This is a genomic window from Streptomyces qinglanensis (assembly GCF_900111245.1).
GTDB lineage: Bacteria > Actinomycetota > Actinomycetes > Streptomycetales > Streptomycetaceae > Streptomyces > Streptomyces qinglanensis.
Genome location: NZ_FOGO01000018.1, coordinates 1 through 20416, shown reverse-complemented (window position 1 = coordinate 20416; position 20416 = coordinate 1). Strand labels below are relative to the sequence as shown.

Sequence of the window (20416 nt, the reverse complement as noted above, 5' to 3'; positions counted from 1 at the left end):
CCTGAATGTGGTCAACTTTGGCCGACGCAGCGTGATAGTGCCATGCCCGGCCGGAAGAGAACAGAGGAACGTACTGACGAGTATCCACAGGCGCCGCCGCGGAGCGGCCCTCTCGGAGGGGCACCGGGCTGACCGCCGAGGTTCACTCGGCGTTCACTCAGCTCCGTCGGCCGCTTCACCTGATCTGTCTAATTTCGGCCTTACCAAGCGCGCGGCACAGCCTGATTCAGGAACCGCGCCCCGTAGCCAGAGAACCCGACGGCCGGCCGGCCGTCGCTCCCGGGCCCAGGAAGGAACTGAACGAAAGTGAAGCTTCAGCGCACACTCCGGCTCCGCACCGCCGCCGTCGGCGCTCTCACGGTCTGTGGCGCCCTGGCCCTGAGCGCCTGCGGCTCGGACGACAACTCCGGCGGCTCCGGCAACGACACGACGAAGGCGGCCAGCAAGATCAAGTGCGAGGGCGAGGGCAACCTCCTCGCCTCCGGCTCCAGTGCCCAGAAGAACGCCATGGACATCTGGACGCAGACCTACCAGTCCGCCTGCGGCAACACCCAGATCAACTACAAGCCCACCGGCTCGGGCGCGGGCATCCAGGAGTTCCTGCAGGGCAAGACGGCCTTCGCGGGCTCCGACTCGGCGCTCAAGCCGGACGAGGTCGCCAAGTCCAAGAAGGTCTGCAAGGGCGGCCAGGGCATCGACCTGCCGATGGTCGGCGGCCCGATCGCGGTCACCTACCACCTGGAGGGCGTCGACGGGCTGGTGCTGGACGCCGACACACTGGCCAAGATCTTCGACTCGAAGATCACCAAGTGGAACGACCCCGCGATCAAGAAGCTCAACCCGGACGCGAAGCTCCCGGGCAAGAAGATCCAGGCGTTCCACCGGTCCGACGAGTCGGGCACCACGGACAACTTCACCAAGTACCTCAACACCGCCGCGCCCTCCTCCTGGAAGCACGAGCCGGAGAAGGCCTGGGCAGGCAAGGGCGGCCAGGGCGCCGACGGCTCCTCCGGCATCGCCACGAACGTCAAGCAGAACGACGGCTCCATCGGCTACGCGGAGCTCTCCTACGCCACCGGCAACGACCTGGACACGGTCAAGCTGGACACCGGCGCCGAGGAGCCCGTGGACGCCACCGCGGACAACGCCTCCAAGGCCATCGCGGACGCCAAGGTCGTGGGCCAGGGCAAGGACCTCTCCCTGGAGCTGAACTACAAGACCGAGTCCGAGGGCGCCTACCCGATCGTCCTGGTGACCTACGAGATCGCCTGCGACAAGGGCAACAAGAAGGAGTCGCTGGACGCGACGAAGTCCTTCCTCAAGTACACCGCGAGCGAGGACGGCCAGAAGGCCCTCAAGGAGAAGGGCTACGCCCCGATCCCCGACGAGATCGTCACCAAGGTCCGCTCGACCATCGACGGCCTGAGCTGAGCAGACCCCGCCGCCACGGCGGGACCCCGACGGTGTGGACCGGCGGTGCCCCGCGCACCGCCGCCCACTCCCCCCTGCAACCCCGCGCCCTGAACATCACGAACGTCCCGATCACCGGGGTGCGAACGATCCGGTGCACCGCCAAGGGGCCGCGCCGCGGAGCCACACCGCGCGCACAGCGGCCCGCACCGTCAGACCGGAGAGACCATGGCTACCGAAACCCCTCCCGCGACAGCGGCCTCCGCGAAGGGCGCCACGCGCAAGGGTGACCGAATATTCCTCGGGCTCTCCCGGGGATCCGGGATCACCCTTCTGGCGATCATGGCAGCGATCGCCGTCTTCCTCACCTGGCGGGCAGCGCTCGCCATCGGCGCCGACGAGGCCAACTTCCTCACCAGCTTCGAATGGGACGCCAACGCGGACCCGCCCCGCTTCGGCATCGCCGTCCTCGCCTTCGGCACCGTCGTCAGCTCCGTCCTCGCGATGGTGCTCGCGGTGCCGGTCGCCGTCGGCATCGCCCTGTTCATCTCGCACTACGCGCCGCGCAAGCTGGCGGCCCCGCTCGGCTACGTCATCGACCTGCTGGCCGCCGTCCCCTCGATCGTGTACGGCCTGTGGGGTGCGCTCTTCCTCGTCCCGCACCTGACCGGCCTCTACACCTGGATGGACACGTACCTCGGCTGGACGGGGCTCTTCACGTACCACGGCGGCGCCGCGCGCTCGCTCTTCACGGTCGGCATCCTGCTCGCGATCATGATTCTGCCGATCGTCACCAACGTCTCCCGCGAGGTCTTCCGGCAGTCGCCGAAGATGCAGGAGGAGGCGGCCCTCGCACTGGGCGCCACCCGGTGGGAGGTCATCCGCATGTCGGTGCTGCCCTTCGGCCGCTCCGGCGTCATCAGCGCCTCCATGCTGGGCCTCGGCCGTGCGCTGGGCGAGACGATGGCCGTCGCCACGGTCCTCTCCCCCAGCTTCCTGATCAAGGCCAGCCTGCTGGAGCCCGGCGGCGGCACCTTCGCGCAGAACATCGCCGCCGGCTTCAAGGAGGCCGGCTCCACCGGCCGGGACGCACTGATCGCCTCCGGCCTGGTCCTCTTCGTCATCACCCTGCTGGTCAACGGTGCGGCCCGGCTGATCATCGCGCGCCGCAAGGAGTACTCGGGAGCGAACGCATGAGCCGGACCGCTGTGGCCGACGCCCCCGTCGACAGGGCGGCACCGCCGGTCAGCACACTGCGGCAGCCGCGGCTGCCGCGCTGGGCCCCGCTCGGCCTGGCCGCCGTCGCCGCCGTGCTCGGCATCGGAATCGGGCTGGTGGGCGGGCTGGACAGCCGCCTGCAGTGGGGACTGATCGCCGCCGTCCTCTACCTCGGCCTCACCGCGGTGCTCGCGAGCACCGTCGAGGGGACCCGGCAGGCCAAGGACCGGCTGGCGACCAGTGTCATCTGGGTCTGCTTCCTGCTGGCCGTCGTCCCGCTGGCCTCCCTGCTGTGGGAGACGCTCGTCCGCGGCGCGAAGGTGCTGGACGGCTACTTCCTGACCCACTCCATGAGCGGCGTGATCACGCTGGAGCCGGGCGGCGGCATCTACCACGCCCTGATCGGCACCCTGGAGCAGGTCGGCCTGGCCACCCTGATCGCGGCGCCCCTCGGGCTGCTGACCGCGGTCTACCTGGTCGAGTACGGCACCGGCAGGCTGGCCAAGGCCATCACCTTCTTCGTGGACGTCATGACCGGCATCCCCTCGATCGTCGCCGGTCTGTTCATCCTCTCGTTCTGGATCATCATTCTCGACTTCGGCTACTCCGGCTTCGCGGGCGCCATGGCGCTGGCGATCCTGATGATGCCGATCGTCGTGCGCTCGACGGAGGAGATGCTCAAGCTCGTCCCCAACGAGCTGCGTGAGGCGTCGCTGGCGCTGGGCGTACCGAAGTGGAAGACGATCATCAAGGTCGTACTGCCGACCGCGGTCGGCGGCATCACCACCGGCATCATGCTCGCCGTCGCGCGCATCGCCGGTGAGTCGGCCCCGATCCTGCTGCTGGTCTTCGGCTCCGCCGAGATCAACAACAACCCCTTCGACGGCGCGCAGTCCTCGCTCCCGTACTTCATCTACGAGCAGTGGGCCCTCGGCAACGAGGCGTCCTACGACCGCGCCTGGGCAGCCGCCCTCGTCCTGATCGCCTTCGTGATGATCCTCAACCTGGTCGCCCGCGGCATCGCCCGCTGGAAGGCCCCCAAGCACTAAGAGAGTGATTTCCATGGCCAAGCGCATCGACGTCAGCGGCCTCTCCGCCTACTACGGCAGCTTCCGCGCCATCGACGACATATCCATGACCGTGGAGCCGCGCTCCGTGACGGCCTTCATCGGCCCCTCCGGCTGCGGCAAGTCCACCTTCCTGCGCACCCTCAACCGCATGCACGAGGTCACCAACGGCGGCCGCGTCGAGGGCAAGGTGATGCTGGACGACGAGGACCTGTACGGCCCGGGCGTCGACCCCGTCTCCGTGCGCCGCACCGTCGGCATGGTCTTCCAGCGGCCCAACCCCTTCCCGACCATGTCGATCTACGAGAACGTCGCGGCGGGCCTGCGGCTCAACGGCGACCACCGGAAGAAGGACCTCGACGAGATCGTCGAGCGCTCCCTCAAGGGCGCCAACCTGTGGAACGAGGTCAAGGACCGGCTGAACCGGCCCGGGTCGGGCCTCTCCGGCGGGCAGCAGCAGCGGCTGTGCATCGCCCGGGCCATCGCCGTCGAACCGCAGGTGCTGCTGATGGACGAGCCCTGCTCGGCGCTCGACCCGATCTCCACCCTCGCGATCGAGGACCTGATCGGCGAGCTGAAGTCGCGCTTCACCATCGTGATCGTGACGCACAACATGCAGCAGGCGGCACGCGTTTCCGACCGCACCGCCTTCTTCAACCTCGCCGAGGTGGGCGCCCCCGGGAAGCTCGTCGAGATCGACGACACGGAGCGCATCTTCTCCAACCCGACCGTCCAGGCCACCGAGGACTACATCTCCGGCCGCTTCGGCTGACCGGGCACTGCGGCTGATCCGGGCACTGCGGCTGATCCGGCCGGCCGGTTCCGGCTGGTGCCTTCCGGCCGGTTCGGCCGGTCCCTTCCGGCCGCTGCGGGCCGGCCGATCCGGCCGCAGCGGCTGGTCCCCCTCCGGCCTCCGGGCCAGAGGGCACACCGACCGCCCGCGGTGCTGCATGGCGGTGCCACCGCGGGCCCCTCCGCCCCCGCCTCCGCCCCTTCCCGCTCTGCGGGGAGACGGCGAGGCGGGGGCGGCGCACTTCCTGGAGGCCGATGCCGGGCCGGTGCTCGGGGCGGGCCCCGGGGGGGCGCCCCGGGGTGGCGGACCGGGGTGGCGGACCGGCGAGCGGCGCGGCACTCGGACGAACCGGGAGGTCGAGCCGTCCGCAGCCGCGGCCGCTCGCAATCCGTCGGCCGACCACGGCTGCGGACGGCGTCAGCCGTCAGCCGTCAGCCGTCAGCCGTCAGCCGTCAGCCGAAGACGAGTTTGATCGCCCAGTAGATCACCGCCGCCGAGAAGGCGGCGGCCGGCATGGTGATGAACCAGCCGAGGATGATGTTCTTCGCGACGCCCCAGCGCACCGCGCTGACCCGCTTGGTGGCGCCGACACCCATGATCGCCGAAGTGATCACGTGGGTGGTCGAGATGGGCGCGTGGAACATGAAGGACGCGGAGTACATCACGGAGGCCGCGGTGGTCTCGGCCGCGAACCCCTGCGGCGGGTCGAGTTCGATGATCCGCCGGCCGAGGGTCCGCATGATGCGCCACCCGCCCGCGTAGGTGCCCAGCGACAGCATGGCGGCGCTGGCGAACTTCACCCAGATCGGGATCTCGTTGTGCTGCTGCACATCGGCGATGGTGAGCGCCATGACGACCACACCCATGGTCTTCTGCGCGTCCTGGAGGCCGTGTCCGAGCGCCATCCCGGCCGCCGAGACGGTCTGCGCGATGCGGAATCCCCGCTTGGCCCGGTGCGGGTTCGCCCTGCGGAACATCCACATGATGGCGCACATCACCAGATAGCCGACGAGCAGACCGACCAGCGGCGAGAGGAACATCGGGACGACGATCTTCCCGAAGACCCCCCACCAGTGCACCGCAATGCTCCCGGCCAGCGCCGCGCCCACCAGACCGCCGAAGAGGGCGTGGCTGGAGGACGAAGGCAGTCCGTAGTACCAGGTGATGAGGTTCCAGACGATGGCACCGACCAGGCCGGCGAACAGGATGGCCATGCCGCTGTCGCCGTGCGGGGTCTCGATCAGCCCCTCGCTCACGGTCTTGGCGACGCCGCTGCCGAGGAAGGCACCCGCGAGGTTCATCACCGCAGCCATGGCCAGGGCGGCACGCGGGGTCAGCGCCCGGGTGGAGACCGACGTCGCGATGGCGTTCGCGGAGTCGTGGAAGCCGTTCGTATACGTGAAAAAGAGCGCGACACCGACGGTCACGATCAGCGCGAAGGTGTCCACGGAACGTCAGGACTCCTTGACCGTGATGGTCTCGACGGTGTTGGCCACGTGCTCGAACGCGTCGGCGGCCTCCTCCAGCACGTCCACGACCTGCTTGAGCTTCATGACCTCGATGGCGTCGTACTTGCCGTTGAACAGGTGGGCCAGCAGCTTGCGGTGGATCTGGTCGGCCTGGTTCTCCAGCCGGTTGACCTCGATCCAGTACTCGGTGAGGTTGTCCATCGTCCGCAGGTTCGGCATGGCCTCGGCGGTCAGCTCGGCGGCCCGCGACAGCACCTCGATCTGCTGCTCGACCCCCTTGGGGAGCTCTTCGATCTGGTAGAGGACGACGAGGTCGACGGCCTCCTCCATGAAGTCCATGATGTCGTCGAGCGAGGACGCCAGGTTGTAGATGTCCTCGCGGTCGAACGGCGTGATGAAGGAGGAGTTGAGCTGGTGGAAGATCGCGTGCGTCGCGTCGTCCCCCGCGTGCTCCGCCGCGCGCATCCGTTCAGCGATCTCGGTGCGCGCGGAGGATTCAGCGCCGAGCAGTTCCATGAGGAGCTTGGAGCCGGTCACGATGTTGTCCGCGGAGGCCGCGAACATGTCGTAGAAGCTCGTCTCCCTGGGGGTCAGACGAAAGCGCACTGGGGGTCCTCGGGGTGCATCGATGACGGTCTCGTTGATGCTAGGCGCATCATCCGGCCACGGCGAACCGGCGTCCCCAGTGTCACCCATGGAGACTCGCGCTCCGAACCGGGCTCCGAGAAGTCCGGTATCATATACCCGTCAGGGGTATCAAGGCCCCGGTGTCAGGGGCCCGACCGCCCCTCACCACCCACCCGGGAGGACCGCATGACGTCGCCGCAGACCACACCGGACACGCCGGAGACCGTGACGCCGGACACGGCCCGGACCGGCCCGGCGGGCTCCGACACCGCAGCGACGGACCCCGGCACCGTGGCCGAGGCGACCTCGCAGTGCTGCTCCGCCCACGCGGCCACCGGCGAGCACGGCTACACCAAGCACAAGGACGCTCACGTCAAGCGACTGCGCCGCATCGAGGGCCAGATCCGCGGCCTCCAGCGCATGGTGGACGAGGACGTCTACTGCATCGACATACTCACCCAGGTCTCCGCCTCCACCAAGGCCCTGCAGTCCTTCGCACTCCAGCTCCTCGAGGAGCACCTGCGGCACTGCGTGGCCCACGCCGCACTGGACGGCGGCGCCGAGATGGACGCCAAGGTCGAAGAGGCCACCGCCGCCATCGCCCGCCTGCTGCGCACCTGAGCAGCCGCCGCCCACGCCCCTGACACCTCCTGCACCCGCCCCTGGGCCGAGCCGTCGGGGACCACCAGGGGACAGGAACCGGTGAGCCGGGCTCGGAATTGCCCGCGAGCCGCGCGCGGAGGGACCGGGAACCGAGCGCTGCGGTCCGCGACGCCCGGACGCCTCCGTCAGCAGGCGGACGAGCGGGGCAGTTCGTCGAACCCGTCCGCCGCGCGCCGCAGCACCTCGTCGATCCGGGCCGCACTCAGCGGCCCCTCCGCGGCGGACGCGGCGATCATCAGCTCGCCGCACAGCTCGATCTCGGCGAGAGCGACGTGGTCCTGCATCAGCGAACGCCGTCGGCAGCGGCCCCCACGGCCGTCGCCCCTGCCGTCACGCTTCGGTACGGGCACACGTATCACCTCCCGTGCTGCACGGATCCACCGGGCGGAGCGCCGCGGCAGGGCCTCGGCCCAGCCCCCCAGCCTAGGGAGGCGGCCGCCCGGGCGCATGGCACTTCCGAATCATTTACCGGTACGGCATCGCGTCCGCCGCGCCGGCCGATGGCTACGGTGCGGCGATCCGGCCCGTCCAGATGTCGCCGGGTTCCGGCATCCTGATCCGCACCCGCGTACCGAAGGCGTGCAGTTCCGTCGTCGAGGTGACCGTGTAGTCCGCGTTCGGAGGACTGCCCGGCCCCGCGGCGAAGTCGAAGCGGTGCCGCACCTTCCGCAGCCGCGCCTGCGCGTCCAGATAGGCGTCGAACGGCACCGTGTGACCGGAGAACCCTTTCTCCGCTGCCCGCAACTGGCGCCGCGCCCGCGGCGGCGCCCCCGCCGCCGCCCGCTCGATGTCGACCAGGCCGCTGTAGTGCCACACCCGGGTGCCGCCCAGCTCGGTCACCCCCTCGTAGGCCACCCGGTGCGCACCCCGCAGCAGTTGGGCGGCGGTGACCGGATCGGTCGCACCGCCCGTCACCAGGTTCCCGTCCGGCAGTCCGGTGGTGTCCACCCGCACCCACTTGTCGGCCGGCACCCCCGCACGGTTGCGCATGTAGAGCGCGCCCGGCGCGATCAGCTCACGCACCTGCCTGCGCTCCCCCGGCAGCGCCCCGTCCGTACCGGGCGGCAGCGTGACCCGGAGCCGTCCGGTACGGGCCGCCAGATCGAACGCGCCGCTGCCCTCGATGGTGACCCGGGTGTGGCCGCTGACCATGTCCATGGCCGTACGCACCCGCGCCGTCCCCGCACGGGCCAACTCGTCGGCCGCCGCCACCACGGCGGCGCGGCCGGGCCGCGCGGGCCCGGCGGGACCGGCCGTGGGCGGCTCCGCGGTCGCCACCGCGCCCTCGCCCGAGCATCCCGCCGACAACAGCAGTACCGCCCCGAGCGTCATCACCGTGAGCGGTGCGGGCACCCTGCCCCCTCGGATGTGCCGACGCACTGCCATCTAGCCGACCCCTCGCTCCCGGTCGCCGCCGTACCGGTTTCCCGGGCCGGTCCGGATCCGACCGTTCAACGAGCCCCCTGGGAAGGCCGTCACGGTCCGCGTACGGTGGTCACGTGCGAGAGCTAGCTCCCGAACACCAGCCGGACCCGGCACATCCGTCGGCCGCCGCGGCGCCGCACGGCACGTCGCTGACGGAACGGGGCTCCTTCTGCTCCGCCTCGTGCGCCTGCGGCTGGCGCGGTCCCGCCCGCCGGGCCCGCGACCGCGCCCGGGAGGACAGCCACGCGCATCTGCGGGACCACGGCGCCGACGACGCGGCAGCGCCCCCGCCGGACGGTGCGGCGGGGGCGCTGTAGAACCTCTGTTTCGGAGCGGGTGCGACGGTGCGGGCGATCCGGACGGCTCGGGACCGCTTCAGGCCGCAGGGCCGCTTCAGGCCGTAGCGCGACGTCGGGCCGCGGGGCCCCGTCAGGCCGCCAGGTCGCGGTCTCCGGTGCGGCGCGGCTCCTCCCGGCTCCGGCGGCCCACCGCCCGGCTGCCCGCGGCGCCGACGGCTGCAGCGGCGCCCGCCCACAGCAGCGCCTCCAGACGGGCGTTCCGGGCCGCGCCCCGCACCACCGGGGTCAGGGCCCACATCGCGACGGGGGCCAGCAGCAGCGCCACGGCGGTGCCCAGGGCGAGTCCGCCGATGACGTCGGTGGGGTAGTGCACTCCCATGTAGACGCGGCAGAAGCCCTCCAGGAGGGCCAGCGCGATCGCGACGAGGCCGGGCTTGCGCTGGACCATGAAGATGCCGACGGCGATGGCCATGGTGAGCGTGGCGTGGTCGCTCACGAAGGAGAAGTCCGTCTTGCCCGCGACGAGGGGCTCCACGCTCTTGTGCTCCAGGAAGGGTCTCGGCCGCTCGACGAGGCCGCGGATGGGGATGTTGACCGCGAGCGCGATCAGGGCCGCCACCGGGGCCCAGATCAGTCCGGCGAAGCCGCCGAGGGCCTCCTCCCGGCTCTCGCGCTTGCGTGTCACGCCCCACCAGGCCCACAGGGCCAGCACGACGAGTCCAGCGGCGATGCCGTACTCCCCGATGTACTCCATGACCCGGTCGGCCCAGGTGGGTGCGTCCTTGGCCAGCCCGTTGATCTCGTAGAGCAGTTCGACATCAGGGTTGTCCCAGAGTGCCATCGTGGTGCGGCCCCTCACTTCGGCTGTGTGCTCGTCGCTGGATCTGCGCTGACGACCCCCCGTGGTCGCGGTGCGGAAGTCCCATTCCGTGGAGAAAAACGCGCTGCGTCAGGTGAACCGTTCCGTTCTTACCGAACGATCACCAGGACGTTACCCAAGGGTGACCCGTATACGCAGCTCAGGGCCTGTGCCTCACGGATTGTTGACGTAATCCGTGCGCTGCGCACACAAGCGCCCGCCGAGCCGCACACACGTCCACCGGGACCGCGCCACCCCGGGTCACCCGGCGCTGGGCCGGGTCGCCCCGAAGTAGTCAGGAGTGTCGATGGGGTCGTAGCGAATCTTGGCCCCCGTGTAGGGAGCGTTGATCATCTTGCCACCCCCGACATAGATGCCCACATGGTGGATGGAGCGGGAGTTGGTGAGGTCGGAGGCGAAGAACACCAGGTCTCCGGGGAGGAGTTCGCCCCGCTTGGGGTGCGGCCCGGTGTCGTACTGGTCGTTGGCCACCCGCGGCAGTTCGACGCCCACCTTCGCGTACGCCGCCTTCGTCAGGCCCGAGCAGTCGAACCGGCCGCCCTGCGCCGCCGTACCGTTGCCGCCCCACAGATACGGCGTGCCCAGCTTGCTCTGCGCGAAGCTGATCGCTCCCGCCCCCTGCTTGGTGGGGCTCAGCCGCCCGGTGGGCGCGGCGAAGCTCTGTTCCATCCTGCGGATGGTGGCCACGTAGTTCTTCGTCTCGCTGTAGGGCGGCACCCCGCCGTACTTGATCACCGCGTACGGCCCCGCGTTGTACGCGGCCAGCATGTTGTCCGAGGCATTGCCCGCCACATGCTTGACGTTCGCGGCCAGCTTGCAGTCGTAGCTCGCCGCCGACGGAATGGCGTCCTCCGGGTCGTGCACGTCCCGCTTGCCGTCCCCGTTGGCGTCCAGCCCGTGCGTCGCCCAGGTGCCCGGGATGAACTGGGCTATGCCCTGCGCCTTCGCCGGGCTCTGGGCATCGGGGTCGAACCCGCTCTCCTGCTTGAGCTGCGCGGCCAGCAGCGCCGGGTTGAGCGCCGGGCACTTGTTGCCCCACTTCTCGATGAGCTGCGCGTAGGCGGCCGGCACGGCCCCCTTGGCGAGGGACACGGCGCCGCCCCCGGCCAGCAGACTGGCGGAGGCCACGTAGGTACCCACCACCAGCAGTGCGACGAACAAGGACAGCAGTCCCCCTCCGCCACCGACCGCCAGCAGCAGTGCTCTTCTACGGCGCACTCCCCAAACCTCCCCCACAGGCAACCAGTTCGCTCACGCCGACCATGCGTCACCATCATTCCAGGCCGATCCCCCGAGCGGAACGGCGGACAGCGGGCGCGGAGACGAACCACGTCCGCCGCCCCGCCCCGCCCCAGGCCCACCAGGGGCGCACGGAGGTGCACCCGTGCGCCCGCAGTCCGCGGTGCAGCGCTTCCGGACCCGGAACGGCCCGCGCCGCGCCGCCGGGCGCACGGAACGACGCCGATCCGGGACCACTTCGGGCAAGCGGGACGCTCCCGTTGTCACCGGGCCGTGGCACAATCCGTCAGAGACAAACCTTGAAACTAGGCGGTGAGTTCACCATGTTCCTGGCGGCTGACAAAGGCGATATCACCACCATCATCGGCGGGATCGCCCCGGACTGGGGCCCGTTCGGCTCGCTGGGCCACGAGGCCAGGGTGATGATCGAGGTCATCATGGCGGTGGCCATCCTGCTCTGCCTCGGCATCGCCATCTGGGGCGCGGCAAAACAGCGGATCGGTGCCACGGCGCTCCGCGACACCTTCAGCGCCGAACAGGGCAAGGGCCTGATCGTCGCCGGGCTCACCGGCGTCTTCATCATCGGCTCGCTCGGCACTCTGTTCACCATCGTCTACGGCATGGCGGTCTGAGGGCCGACCACAGCGGAGCGCTCCTGGAGCCGCTCCGCACCCGACACACCGGCGCCCCCGTGCGCCCGCACACTCGCGCCCGCACACGAGGAGCTCCATGGACATCGTGAACCCTGCCCTCGACGACTATCTGCTGGCCCACTGCACGCCGGCCGACGACATCCTGCGCGACCTCGTCGAAGAGACCCACGCGCGGGTGCCGGACTACCCCACCATGCAGATCACGCACGACGAGGGCGAGTTCCTCACCATGCTCGTGCGGCTCACGGGCGCCAGGACCGCGGTCGAGGTCGGCGTGTTCACCGGGTACTCCTCCCTGTGCATCGCCCGCGGCCTGCCCGCCGACGGCCGGCTGATCGCCTGCGACGTCTCCGAGGAGTGGACGTCCATCGCCCGCCGCTACTGGGAGCGCGCCGACCTCGCCGACCGCATCGAACTGCACCTCGCACCCGCCGCCGACACCCTGGCCGACCTGCCCGAGGAGCCGTTCGTGGACTTCGCGTTCATCGACGCGGACAAGGTCGGCTACCCGGCGTACTACGAGGCGCTGGTGCCCCGGCTGCGCCCCGGCGGGCTGATCGTGCTGGACAACGTGCTGCGCGGTGGCAGGGTCGTGGACCCCGCCGCCCAGGACGACGCGGACCTGGCCATCCGCCGGATCAACGACACCATCACCGCGGACGCCCGCATGGAGTCCGTCATGCTCCCCCTCCGCGACGGCGTCACCCTGGCCCGCAAGCGCGCCTAGCGGCACCAGGACGGCAGCGGCCGGTCCGGCCGGCCGGACCGGCGGCCGCCCGGCGGCCCTGCGCACCGGGGGCGCACCGACGCGCGGACGTCCCCGGTACCGCGCCCGGAACCGCCCCGTGAGCGGCACGGACACGGACGGCGCACCGGCGCGATGTTCGAAATGCTGCCATCCACCTGGCTTGCAGACGGCACATGCGCGGCGCGACCCCGCTACCGTCATCTGAGGAGACAATGCAGTGACGGCAGTTGAGCGACAGAGGTCGAGGGGGCCAGGCCGGCATGAACATCGGCGGCGGCGAGTACGACGCCCGTACCCGCACCAGCGAAGGCGTGCCCGGCGCCCGTGATGGCGCACGGACAACGACTCGAACACGCCTGCCCGGCGGCGACAGCGGCGGCAACCGCCCGTCCAACCGCCCCGGTCGCAGCCTGGTGACAGTCGTCGCCGTAGTCGTCCTGCTCATCGCCGCCATCGCCTTCGCCAACCGCGGCGGCGGCGACGAGGGCGGCGGCGGAGGCGGCACCGCCTCCGACAGCAAGAACGACGCAGCCACCGATGCCCGCCCCACGGCGCCCTCAGGTGAAAAACCTGTGAAGAATTCCCCCGGCGCCCTCGCCTCCGGCTTCGCCCATGACGAGCAGGGGGCGCAGAGCGCCGCGGCGAACTATGCGGTGGCGTTGGGCGGGGAAGACATGTTCTCCTCCGCGTCACGCGACAAGATCGTGGATTCCGTCTACGCGCCGAGGGTCACGGACGCCCGGAAGGTCGACTTCGACAAGACCTACGGCGACCCCGAATTCCTCCAGAAGGTCGGCCTCGACAAGGCAGGCAAGGCGCCTGAGGACACGACGTTCGTGGCACGCACGACTCCGGTGGGCGCCAAAGTGATCGATTTCAGCGACAAGAAGGCCAGAGTCGCAGTCTGGTATTCCGGCCTCTTCGGTTTGGCCGGGAAGGACTCGAAACGCCCCGTGACCGAGAGCTGGTACACCACCACTTTCGAAATGTCGTGGGTGAAGGACGATTGGAAGGTCACCGACTTCAAGCAGAAGGACGGACCCACGCCGATCGGCAAGGACCAAGCGGCATCGTCGGCCGACGAGATGGCTGACGCGGTGAAGGGGTTCGGAGGGTTCACATATGCCCGATAATCGACGCCGCGCGTTCACCGTCGGAGCGGTGCTGGCCGGGGTGCAATCCACCGCTGTGCTGCTCGCCACTCGGGCGTCCGCCGACCCCGACGACGACTGCATGGGTCCCGCCAACGAGTACTGCAGTCAGGGCGGTGGTGACAACGACACCCCAGGCAACCCCCTGGACGACCCCGCAGCCGCCGCCGACCCCCTCTCCTCCCTCGCCAAAGGCTGCGCCGAAGCCGCGGCGTGGACGGTCGACAAGCTGGCGAAGCTCGTCGACACGACGACGAAGGTGGACTTCACGAACACGGAGTTCCTGCGGCAGTACGCCGTGGTGTTCGCCGCGTCCACGATCCTGACGCTGACCCTGTGGCTGCTGGCGGTCGCCAAGCGGGCAGTGCGCGGGGTGCCGTTCACCGAGGCGTTCACCGAGGCGATCGGCTTCCTCTGGTTGACGGTGCTGGCCTCCGCCTTCACTCCGCTGATCCTCTACACGGTGGTCTCGGCGACCGATTCGGTCACCGAGGTCATCGCCTCCGGCACCTCGGACAAGACCGACGCGTTCTTCGGCACCTTCTCCAAGGCGCTCAAGAAGGGCGACGACATCGGCGGCGGGCCGATCATGCTGATCGTCGTCTCCCTGGTGTCGGTGCTGGCGGCGGGCGTGCTGTATCTGGAGCTGGTGGTGCGCGCCGCCCTGCTGTACGTCGGCGCGCTGCTGGGCACCGCGGTCTACGCGGGACTGGTCGACAAGAACCTGTGGGGGCACGTCCGCCGCTGGGCGGGCATCATGATCGCCGTGATCCTCGTGAAGCCCGTGATCGTGATCGTGCTCGGTCTCGCGGGGGCGCTGGCCGGCGGCGACGGGCCCGATTCGGTCTCGGCGATCGTGTCGGGGCTGGCCATCATCCTGCTGGCCATCTTCGCCAGCGGAATGATCTACCGCTTCGTCCCCGGCTTCGGCGACGACATCGCCGCCCACCGCAACGCCGTGCGCGCCTCCTCCCGGTCCGCGGCCGCCGTGGTGGCCTCGCCCGCCGCGCTCGTCCGGCAGGGCATCAACACCCACGGCGGCCGGGGCGGCGGCCAGAGCGCCCCCGCGACCGCCAACGCCTCCTCCGGCGGGGGCGGCGGCTCCGGTTCCAACGTGTCGGGCGGGGTGGCCGCCCACAGCTCCCGCTCGGGCGGCGGCGAGGAGTCGGCGCCGCGGCAGCAGCCGCCTGCACCGGCCGCCACCACCCCGCACTCGGCCCGGCCGCCCCGGCAGGGCTCCTCGGAGGCGGGCCGGTCGCCGTCCGGTCCGCCGCGCAGCTCGGGAGGTGAGCGCTGATGACGACCTCGTCCCACACAGCAGGCTCCGGCCTGGGCACACCGCGCCGCACCTACATGATCGGCCGGGCCAGGCCCAACGCCATCGTCGGCAAGAACCGCGACACGGGCGAGATCGGCCTGATCGTCGTCGGTGCCTTCCTCGGCATGATGTGCGGCCTGCTCATCCCCGTCCTCTCGTTCCGTATCCCCGCCCTGGTCGGCTTCCCGGCGCTCGCGCTGGCGGCTGTCTACGTGCCGTACAAGGGCCGTACGTTCTACAGGTGGTTCGAGATCAACCGCTCCTACAAGCGGCTGCTGCGCCGCGGTACGACGTTCCGTTCCGATGCCGCCGAGGCGGGCACGATGCTCGACGGCCGTGAGGTGGAGATCGGCTCGCCCCCCGGGGTGGGCCGCATCAACTGGCTGTCGGCGCCGTTCGGCCCCGACGAGATCGCCGTGCTGCTGCACGCCGACCGGCGTACGGTCACCGCTGCCATCGAGATCGAGGGCCCGGGCGTCGGACTGCGCGACAGCGAGGACCAGGAGGCTCTGGTCGACCGGTTCGGCACGCTCCTGAAGCATGTGGCCAACGGCGACGGCTATGTGACGCGGCTGCAGATGCTGGCCCGGACGCTGCCCGCCGATCCGGACGCGCACGCCAAGGACGTGGCCCAGCGCGGCAACGAGCGGGCCGCCGGCTGGCTGCGCACCTCCTACGACCAACTGCAGTCCATGGTGTCCACCTCCAGCGAGCAGCACCGCGCCTATCTGATCGCGTGTATGCCCTACGGACGGGAGCTGGCGACCGAGGGCGCCACCATCGCCAAGGCCGCCCGGCGCACTGCGGGCCGCAAGCTGACCAAGGACGAGGGGCTGGCCATCGTGATGGCCCGCGAGCTCACCGACATCTGCGCCCGCCTCGCCGAGGCCGACATCCGGGTCCGGCAGCCGCTCGGGCAGGCCCGGCTCGCCTCGCTGATCCACTCGATGTACGACCCGGACCACCCCATCGACCACATCCAGGCCATGTCCAAGCGCAACGCCTGGCCGGCCGAGCTGGACGCGGTCGCCCCGACGTATCTGCAGGCCAAGACCCGCGAGTCGAGCACTCGCGAGCCGTGGTGCCACGCCACGGCGTGGGTCAAGGAGTGGCCGATGACGCCGGTGGGGGTCAACTTCCTGGCCCCGCTGCTGGTGCACACCCCGGATGTGATCCGCACGGTCGCCGTGGTGATGGATCTGGAGCCGACGGAACTGGCCATCGAGCGGATGCTGACGGAGAAGACGAACGACGAGGCGGAGGCCAGCCGCTCGGCGAAGATGAACCGCACCGTCGACCCGCGCGACATCGCCGCGCACGGCCGCGTCGACCAGCGCGGCGAGGACCTGGCCTCGGGTGCGGCGGGGGTCAACCTCGTGGGCTATCTGACCGTCTCCTCCCGTTCGCCGGAGGCGCTGGCGCGGGACAAGCGCACGATCCGCGCCTCAGCGGGCAAGAGCTATCTGAAGCTGGAATGGTGCGACAGGGAACACCACCGGGCCTTCGTCAACACCCTTCCCTTCGCCACCGGCATCCGGCGCTGAGGAGGGACCCGTGCTGCCCGTCCGCCCCCGCGCCGCCGCTCCACGGCTGCGCCGCTCCCGCACCACCGTCCGACCGCTCCGCTCCCGCACCGTCGACCGACCGCTCCACCCCCGCACCGCCGCTCCAGGCCGGAGGTAGCCAGCATGGCCGCGCTCGATCCCCTGTCCGCCCTCACCGAAGCGTTCACCAGCTTCCTGTTCGGCAAGACGGAGACGACCCGCCTGCCCGTCCGCACGTCCACGGGCCAGGCGCAGGCCGTCTACCTGCCGACGGCCGCACCCGGGCTGGGCGACTCCGGCGTCATCATCGGCCGCGAGGTCTACAGCGGGAAGGGCTACATCTACGACCCCTTCCAGCTCTACGGGCAGCAACTGCCCGCACCGCACTGGCTGGTGCTGGGCGAGTCCGGGAACGGCAAGTCGGCACTGGAGAAGACCTACGTACTGCGCCAGTTGCGCTTCCGCGACCGCCAGGTGGTGGTCCTGGACGCGCAGGGTGAGGACGGCGTCGGCGAGTGGAATCTGATCGCGGAGGAGATGGGCATAACCCCGATCCGCCTCGACCCCACCGCAGCGCTCGACCAGGGCATCCGGCTCAACCCGCTGGACCCGGCCATCACCACCACCGGCCAGCTCGCGCTGCTGCGCACCATCATCGAGGTCGCCCTGGGGCACGGGCTCGACGAGCGTTCCGGCTTCGCGCTCAAGGTCGCGCATTCCTACGTCAACTCCACCATCACCGACCGCCAGCCGCAGCTCACCGACATCGTCGAGCAACTGCGCCACCCCAAGCCGGAGTCGGCGGAGGCGATGAACGTCGCCCTGGACGACGTCCGGGACTGGGGTCTGGACGTGGCGCTCGTCCTCGACCGGCTGGTCGACGGCGACCTGCGCGGCATGTTCGACGGTCCGACGACGGTCGGCATCGACCTGGACGCGCCGCTGATCGTCTTCGACCTGTCGCACATCGACCGCAACTCCATCGCCATGCCCATCCTGATGGCCATCGTCGGAGTCTGGCTCGAACACACCTGGATCCGCCCCGACCGGCGCAAGCGGATCTTCCTGGTGGAAGAAGCCTGGCACATCATCAACAGTCCGTTCGTCGCCCAGCTCTTCCAGCGCCTGCTGAAGTTCGGCCGCCGCCTGGGCCTTTCCTTCGTCGCCGTCGTCCACCACCTGTCGGACGTGGTCGACGGCGCGGCCGCCCGGGAGGCGGCCGCCATCCTCAAAATGGCTTCCACCAGGACGATCTACGCCCAGAAGGCGGACGAGGCACGGGCCACCGGCAAGGTCCTGGGCCTGCCCCGCTGGGCGGTGGAGATCATCCCCACCCTGTCGCCGGGCATCGCAGTCTGGGACGTCAACGGGAACGTCCAGGTCGTCAAGCATCTGGTGACCGAGGCGGAACGCCCGCTCGTCTTCACCGACCGCGCCATGACGGAGAGCGCCGTGGAAGCGGAACTGGCGGAGGGCGCCTCGTTCGAGACCGCGCTGGACGCCGACCTGGAGGCCGAGACCGAGGCCCGGGCCCTGGCCATGGAACGCGCCCCCTCCGGGCGGGCGGCGCCCGGTTCGGGAGTCGCCTGAACGGTGCCGGCGGGTGCCGTGCGCACCCGACCGGATGACACGCCCCGGCGGTGACCCCGCACGGTGCCGCCGCGCAGGGGATCTTGCCGCAACCGACCGGCCCCGCTTGAATATCGGTACCGATGCCATACGACGACGATCGCGAACGTCAGCAGCGCCTCCCGGACGGCCGCCCGGCCCCGGACGCGGACTACGTACCCCACCGACCCCGCCGCGCACCCGGTGGGGGCGGCGGCATCCCCGACGGCCTCCTGGTGGGTGTCCTCGGCTTCCTGCTGGGCCTCACCGTGTTCGTGTGGACGGCGACCGGACTCGCGGGTCTGCTCGCCCACGGCGCCTGGCCGGACGGTGTCACCTTCGCCAGGACGCCCTTGGCCGTACGACAGTTGGTCACCGAGCCGCACGACATCGAGGGCGCCTGGCCCTCGACCCCCGGCGGCCAACTGTCCGGCTACGGCTTGTTCTGGGGCCTCTTCATCAGCCAGATCCTGGTGCTGGTGGTGCTCACCGTCTTCGTCATGGGCACCGTGGCCAGGGCACGGGCCGTGCGGAGGGCCCGCCGCTTCCGGGGCGACCACCGCCGCGCCGGAACCGAGGCGTCCATGCCGCCCGGAGCCCCGCGGGCGCCCGAGGTGCCGGCCTCGCCCGAGACTTCTGAGCACAAGCCCCCGGAGGCGGCTGCGGGGCATGCAGGATCTGCGGCATCCACGCCGCCGGCTGCGGAGCGCCTGGCGCACCCGAACCCGGCGTCCTGGCCGCCGGCTTCCGGCCCGGGCCAGGAATCCGGTCCCGCGCCGGTCCTCCCGCCGGACACCGGCACCCGACTCGGGGAACCCGCCGCACCGGTCGATCGGACGCCACCTTCCGCAGAACCGCCCGCCCCCGCGGTCCTCTCCACGCCAGGAGTCCCGTCGCAGAGCTCCCGCCAGGACCCGGGAAGCCCCGACGGCGTGCTCCCGGCCCCCGGCGGCCCGGCAGCCGACGACGACCCGGTGGCGCGGATCCTGGAGGCTCCCGGTGCCGTGCTCGTCAGCACGGGCACCCCCGCCCTGTGGAACGCCACCCGAACGGCACGCGCCAAACTCGGCCCCGTCCACGTCTTCGACCCGACGCACGCGTGCGACACACCCGACCGCCTGCGCTGGTCCCCCCATCACGGCTGCGCCGACCGCGCCACGGCGGCGTCCCGCTCCACCGCGCTGCTGGCCCCGCTGCGCTCACCGCGCCCGATCGACGCAACGGTCCACACGACCGCGGAGACCATGCTGCGCTGCTGGCTGCACGCCGCCGCCCTGGAGAAGCGCTCCTTCCGCGAAGTGCACCGCTGGGCACTCGCGACCGGCCAGACGGCGGACGCCGTCCGCATTCTGCGCTCCCACCCCCGCGCCGCCTCGGGCACCGCGGGCGAGTTGGAGTCCGCACTCGCCGGCCACCCGCAGTTGCGCGCTGACGCGCTCGCCCTGATCCGCCGTGCGCTGTCACCGCTCGGGCAGTTGCATGTCCGCAACGCATGTTCGGCCGAACGAGCCGATCGGCTCGCGTTGGAATCCTTCGTCGCCGAAGCGGGCACGCTGTATGTAGTGGGCGAGGATCCGGACGTCCTTCCGATCCTCAACGCGCTCACCCAGAGCGTGGTCGAGCACGGCCGCCGCATGGCCGCACGGTCATCTGACGGTCGGCTCGACCCACCACTGACGTCGGTCCTGGATCTGCCGACGGCACTCTCCTGAGCGGCCCGACGGGCTGAGGAGTGGGCCGAGAAGCTGGACAGACGGGCCGGACGGCCCTCTGTACGGCCTCGGTCAGGTATGGCGCCCAATGCCCCGCTGCCAGGGTCGTCGGGTCTGCAACCCAGGCTGGGGGCTGGGGCTACGCGGGCGACACAGCCTCAACAGAGCTCGTCGCCTTCCCTCCCCCCTTCGACCACGCCCTTCGACCACGACGGGCGAAACCGTGCGGTGGTCCCGGCGAAGAGTTCTGAACGTGAGAAAGCCCCGTCGGATGAATCCGACGGGGCTTTCCCCACAAAGAGTTCGGCGGCGTCCTACTCTCCCACACGCTCCCGCATGCAGTACCATCGGCGCTGAAAGGCTTAGCTTCCGGGTTCGGAATGTGACCGGGCGTTTCCCTCACGCTATGACCACCGAAACACGGTGAAACACACAACCAGCAGCACAACACACCCCAACGACAGGGTGGTGCTTGCACGGTTGTTGTCTCAGAACCAACACAGTGGACGCGAGCCTCTATGGACAAGCCCTCGGCCTATTAGTACCGGTCACCTCCACACGTTACCGTGCTTCCAGATCCGGCCTATCAACC

The 20416-nt window shown here is 70.5% G+C and carries 19 protein-coding genes and 2 rRNA genes; 13 read left to right on the top strand and 8 right to left on the bottom strand.

Annotated features, from left to right (window positions below):
• The first annotated feature begins 306 nt into the window (after positions 1 to 306).
• From pstS to pstB, 4 genes are all read left to right on the top strand, one after another.
• Complete coding sequence (gene pstS / locus BMX65_RS28195) at positions 307 to 1431, top strand: phosphate ABC transporter substrate-binding protein PstS (protein ID WP_075003189.1); 1125 nt, start codon at positions 307 to 309, stop codon at positions 1429 to 1431.
• Positions 1432 to 1638: 207 nt separating this feature from the next.
• A complete protein-coding gene (pstC, locus tag BMX65_RS28190; protein ID WP_075003188.1) occupies positions 1639 to 2607 on the top strand; it encodes a phosphate ABC transporter permease subunit PstC in 969 nt (322 codons plus the stop codon).
• Complete coding sequence (gene pstA / locus BMX65_RS28185) at positions 2604 to 3677, top strand: phosphate ABC transporter permease PstA (RefSeq protein ID WP_075003187.1); 1074 nt, start codon at positions 2604 to 2606, stop codon at positions 3675 to 3677. The genes pstC and pstA overlap by 4 nt, the downstream gene beginning before the upstream one ends.
• Before the next feature lie 13 nt (positions 3678 to 3690).
• The gene (pstB, locus tag BMX65_RS28180; protein WP_075003186.1) at positions 3691 to 4467 is read left to right on the top strand and encodes a phosphate ABC transporter ATP-binding protein PstB; all 777 of its coding nucleotides are present in this window, start codon (positions 3691 to 3693) and stop codon (positions 4465 to 4467) included.
• Positions 4468 to 4940: 473 nt separating this feature from the next.
• Here pstB and BMX65_RS28175 read toward each other — a convergent pair whose 3' ends face one another.
• Entirely contained in the window at positions 4941 to 5936 is a 996-nt protein-coding gene (locus tag BMX65_RS28175) for an inorganic phosphate transporter (RefSeq protein ID WP_075003185.1), read from the bottom strand.
• Between the two features lie 6 nt (positions 5937 to 5942).
• Positions 5943 to 6563, bottom strand: coding sequence for a DUF47 domain-containing protein (locus tag BMX65_RS28170; protein ID WP_026004259.1), 621 nt, complete (start codon positions 6561 to 6563; stop codon positions 5943 to 5945).
• 207 nt (positions 6564 to 6770) lie between these two features.
• On the opposite strand from BMX65_RS28170, the gene BMX65_RS34025 reads away from it, so the two are divergent.
• Positions 6771 to 7205 (top strand): metal-sensitive transcriptional regulator, encoded by a 435-nt coding sequence (locus BMX65_RS34025; RefSeq protein ID WP_177214365.1) that lies wholly within the window; start codon positions 6771 to 6773, stop codon positions 7203 to 7205.
• Positions 7206 to 7372: 167 nt separating this feature from the next.
• Here BMX65_RS34025 and BMX65_RS32610 read toward each other — a convergent pair whose 3' ends face one another.
• Positions 7373 to 7597, bottom strand: coding sequence for a hypothetical protein (locus BMX65_RS32610; RefSeq protein ID WP_139141055.1), 225 nt, complete (start codon positions 7595 to 7597; stop codon positions 7373 to 7375).
• 154 nt (positions 7598 to 7751) lie between these two features.
• Positions 7752 to 8633, bottom strand: a complete 882-nt coding sequence (locus BMX65_RS28160; RefSeq protein ID WP_075003184.1) for an SCO4651 family lipoprotein — start codon at positions 8631 to 8633, stop codon at positions 7752 to 7754.
• Positions 8634 to 8746: 113 nt separating this feature from the next.
• Between BMX65_RS28160 and BMX65_RS28155 the strand changes: the two genes are divergently transcribed.
• Positions 8747 to 8989, top strand: coding sequence for a hypothetical protein (locus tag BMX65_RS28155; protein ID WP_075003183.1), 243 nt, complete (start codon positions 8747 to 8749; stop codon positions 8987 to 8989).
• 112 nt (positions 8990 to 9101) lie between these two features.
• Here BMX65_RS28155 and BMX65_RS28150 read toward each other — a convergent pair whose 3' ends face one another.
• A complete protein-coding gene (locus BMX65_RS28150; RefSeq protein ID WP_075003182.1) occupies positions 9102 to 9812 on the bottom strand; it encodes a phosphatase PAP2 family protein in 711 nt (236 codons plus the stop codon).
• Between the two features lie 279 nt (positions 9813 to 10091).
• Positions 10092 to 11069 carry a C40 family peptidase gene (locus tag BMX65_RS28145; RefSeq protein WP_075003181.1) on the bottom strand — a complete coding sequence of 326 codons (978 nt, stop codon included), beginning with the start codon at positions 11067 to 11069 and terminating at the stop codon, positions 10092 to 10094.
• 344 nt (positions 11070 to 11413) lie between these two features.
• Between BMX65_RS28145 and BMX65_RS28140 the strand changes: the two genes are divergently transcribed.
• The 7 genes from BMX65_RS28140 (at position 11414) to BMX65_RS28110 (ending at position 19824) form a co-directional block, all read left to right on the top strand.
• Positions 11414 to 11722 carry a hypothetical protein gene (locus BMX65_RS28140; RefSeq protein ID WP_016472248.1) on the top strand — a complete coding sequence of 103 codons (309 nt, stop codon included), beginning with the start codon at positions 11414 to 11416 and terminating at the stop codon, positions 11720 to 11722.
• A 97-nt stretch (positions 11723 to 11819) separates the two neighbouring features.
• Positions 11820 to 12470, top strand: a complete 651-nt coding sequence (locus BMX65_RS28135) for an O-methyltransferase (protein WP_075003180.1) — start codon at positions 11820 to 11822, stop codon at positions 12468 to 12470.
• A 281-nt stretch (positions 12471 to 12751) separates the two neighbouring features.
• Positions 12752 to 13624 (top strand): DUF8175 domain-containg protein, encoded by an 873-nt coding sequence (locus tag BMX65_RS28130; RefSeq protein ID WP_075003179.1) that lies wholly within the window; start codon positions 12752 to 12754, stop codon positions 13622 to 13624.
• The gene (locus tag BMX65_RS28125; RefSeq protein WP_075003178.1) at positions 13614 to 14939 is read left to right on the top strand and encodes a hypothetical protein; all 1326 of its coding nucleotides are present in this window, start codon (positions 13614 to 13616) and stop codon (positions 14937 to 14939) included. Before BMX65_RS28130 ends, BMX65_RS28125 begins: the two co-directional genes overlap by 11 nt.
• A complete protein-coding gene (locus BMX65_RS28120) occupies positions 14939 to 16504 on the top strand; it encodes an SCO6880 family protein (RefSeq protein WP_075003177.1) in 1566 nt (521 codons plus the stop codon). The genes BMX65_RS28125 and BMX65_RS28120 overlap by 1 nt, the downstream gene beginning before the upstream one ends.
• A gap of 144 nt (positions 16505 to 16648) precedes the next feature.
• Positions 16649 to 18094 (top strand): ATP-binding protein, encoded by a 1446-nt coding sequence (locus BMX65_RS28115; RefSeq protein ID WP_075003176.1) that lies wholly within the window; start codon positions 16649 to 16651, stop codon positions 18092 to 18094.
• 122 nt (positions 18095 to 18216) lie between these two features.
• Positions 18217 to 19824 (top strand): hypothetical protein, encoded by a 1608-nt coding sequence (locus BMX65_RS28110; protein ID WP_239502295.1) that lies wholly within the window; start codon positions 18217 to 18219, stop codon positions 19822 to 19824.
• Positions 19825 to 20125: 301 nt separating this feature from the next.
• Here the strand turns inward: BMX65_RS28110 and rrf are convergent.
• A 5S ribosomal RNA gene (gene rrf / locus BMX65_RS28105) occupies positions 20126 to 20242 on the bottom strand.
• 100 nt (positions 20243 to 20342) lie between these two features.
• Positions 20343 to 20416 (bottom strand): 23S ribosomal RNA (locus BMX65_RS28100); the annotation flags it as partial.

What these genes read in the sequence shown, in the direction of transcription:
- pstC (WP_075003188.1), top strand. Translation starts at nt 1,639, where the DNA reads ATGGCTACCGAAACCCCTCCCGCGACAGCGGCCTCCGCGAAGGGCGCC.
- pstA (WP_075003187.1), top strand. Translation starts at nt 2,604, where the DNA reads ATGAGCCGGACCGCTGTGGCCGACGCCCCCGTCGACAGGGCGGCACCG.
- pstB (WP_075003186.1), top strand. Translation starts at nt 3,691, where the DNA reads ATGGCCAAGCGCATCGACGTCAGCGGCCTCTCCGCCTACTACGGCAGC.
- BMX65_RS34025 (WP_177214365.1), top strand. Translation starts at nt 6,771, where the DNA reads ATGACGTCGCCGCAGACCACACCGGACACGCCGGAGACCGTGACGCCG.
- BMX65_RS28160 (WP_075003184.1), bottom strand. Translation starts at nt 8,633, where the DNA reads ATGGCAGTGCGTCGGCACATCCGAGGGGGCAGGGTGCCCGCACCGCTC.
- BMX65_RS28150 (WP_075003182.1), bottom strand. Translation starts at nt 9,812, where the DNA reads ATGGCACTCTGGGACAACCCTGATGTCGAACTGCTCTACGAGATCAAC.
- BMX65_RS28140 (WP_016472248.1), top strand. Translation starts at nt 11,414, where the DNA reads ATGTTCCTGGCGGCTGACAAAGGCGATATCACCACCATCATCGGCGGG.
- BMX65_RS28135 (WP_075003180.1), top strand. Translation starts at nt 11,820, where the DNA reads ATGGACATCGTGAACCCTGCCCTCGACGACTATCTGCTGGCCCACTGC.
- BMX65_RS28130 (WP_075003179.1), top strand. Translation starts at nt 12,752, where the DNA reads ATGAACATCGGCGGCGGCGAGTACGACGCCCGTACCCGCACCAGCGAA.
- BMX65_RS28125 (WP_075003178.1), top strand. Translation starts at nt 13,614, where the DNA reads ATGCCCGATAATCGACGCCGCGCGTTCACCGTCGGAGCGGTGCTGGCC.
- BMX65_RS28120 (WP_075003177.1), top strand. Translation starts at nt 14,939, where the DNA reads ATGACGACCTCGTCCCACACAGCAGGCTCCGGCCTGGGCACACCGCGC.
- BMX65_RS28115 (WP_075003176.1), top strand. Translation starts at nt 16,649, where the DNA reads ATGGCCGCGCTCGATCCCCTGTCCGCCCTCACCGAAGCGTTCACCAGC.
- BMX65_RS28110 (WP_239502295.1), top strand. Translation starts at nt 18,217, where the DNA reads ATGCCATACGACGACGATCGCGAACGTCAGCAGCGCCTCCCGGACGGC.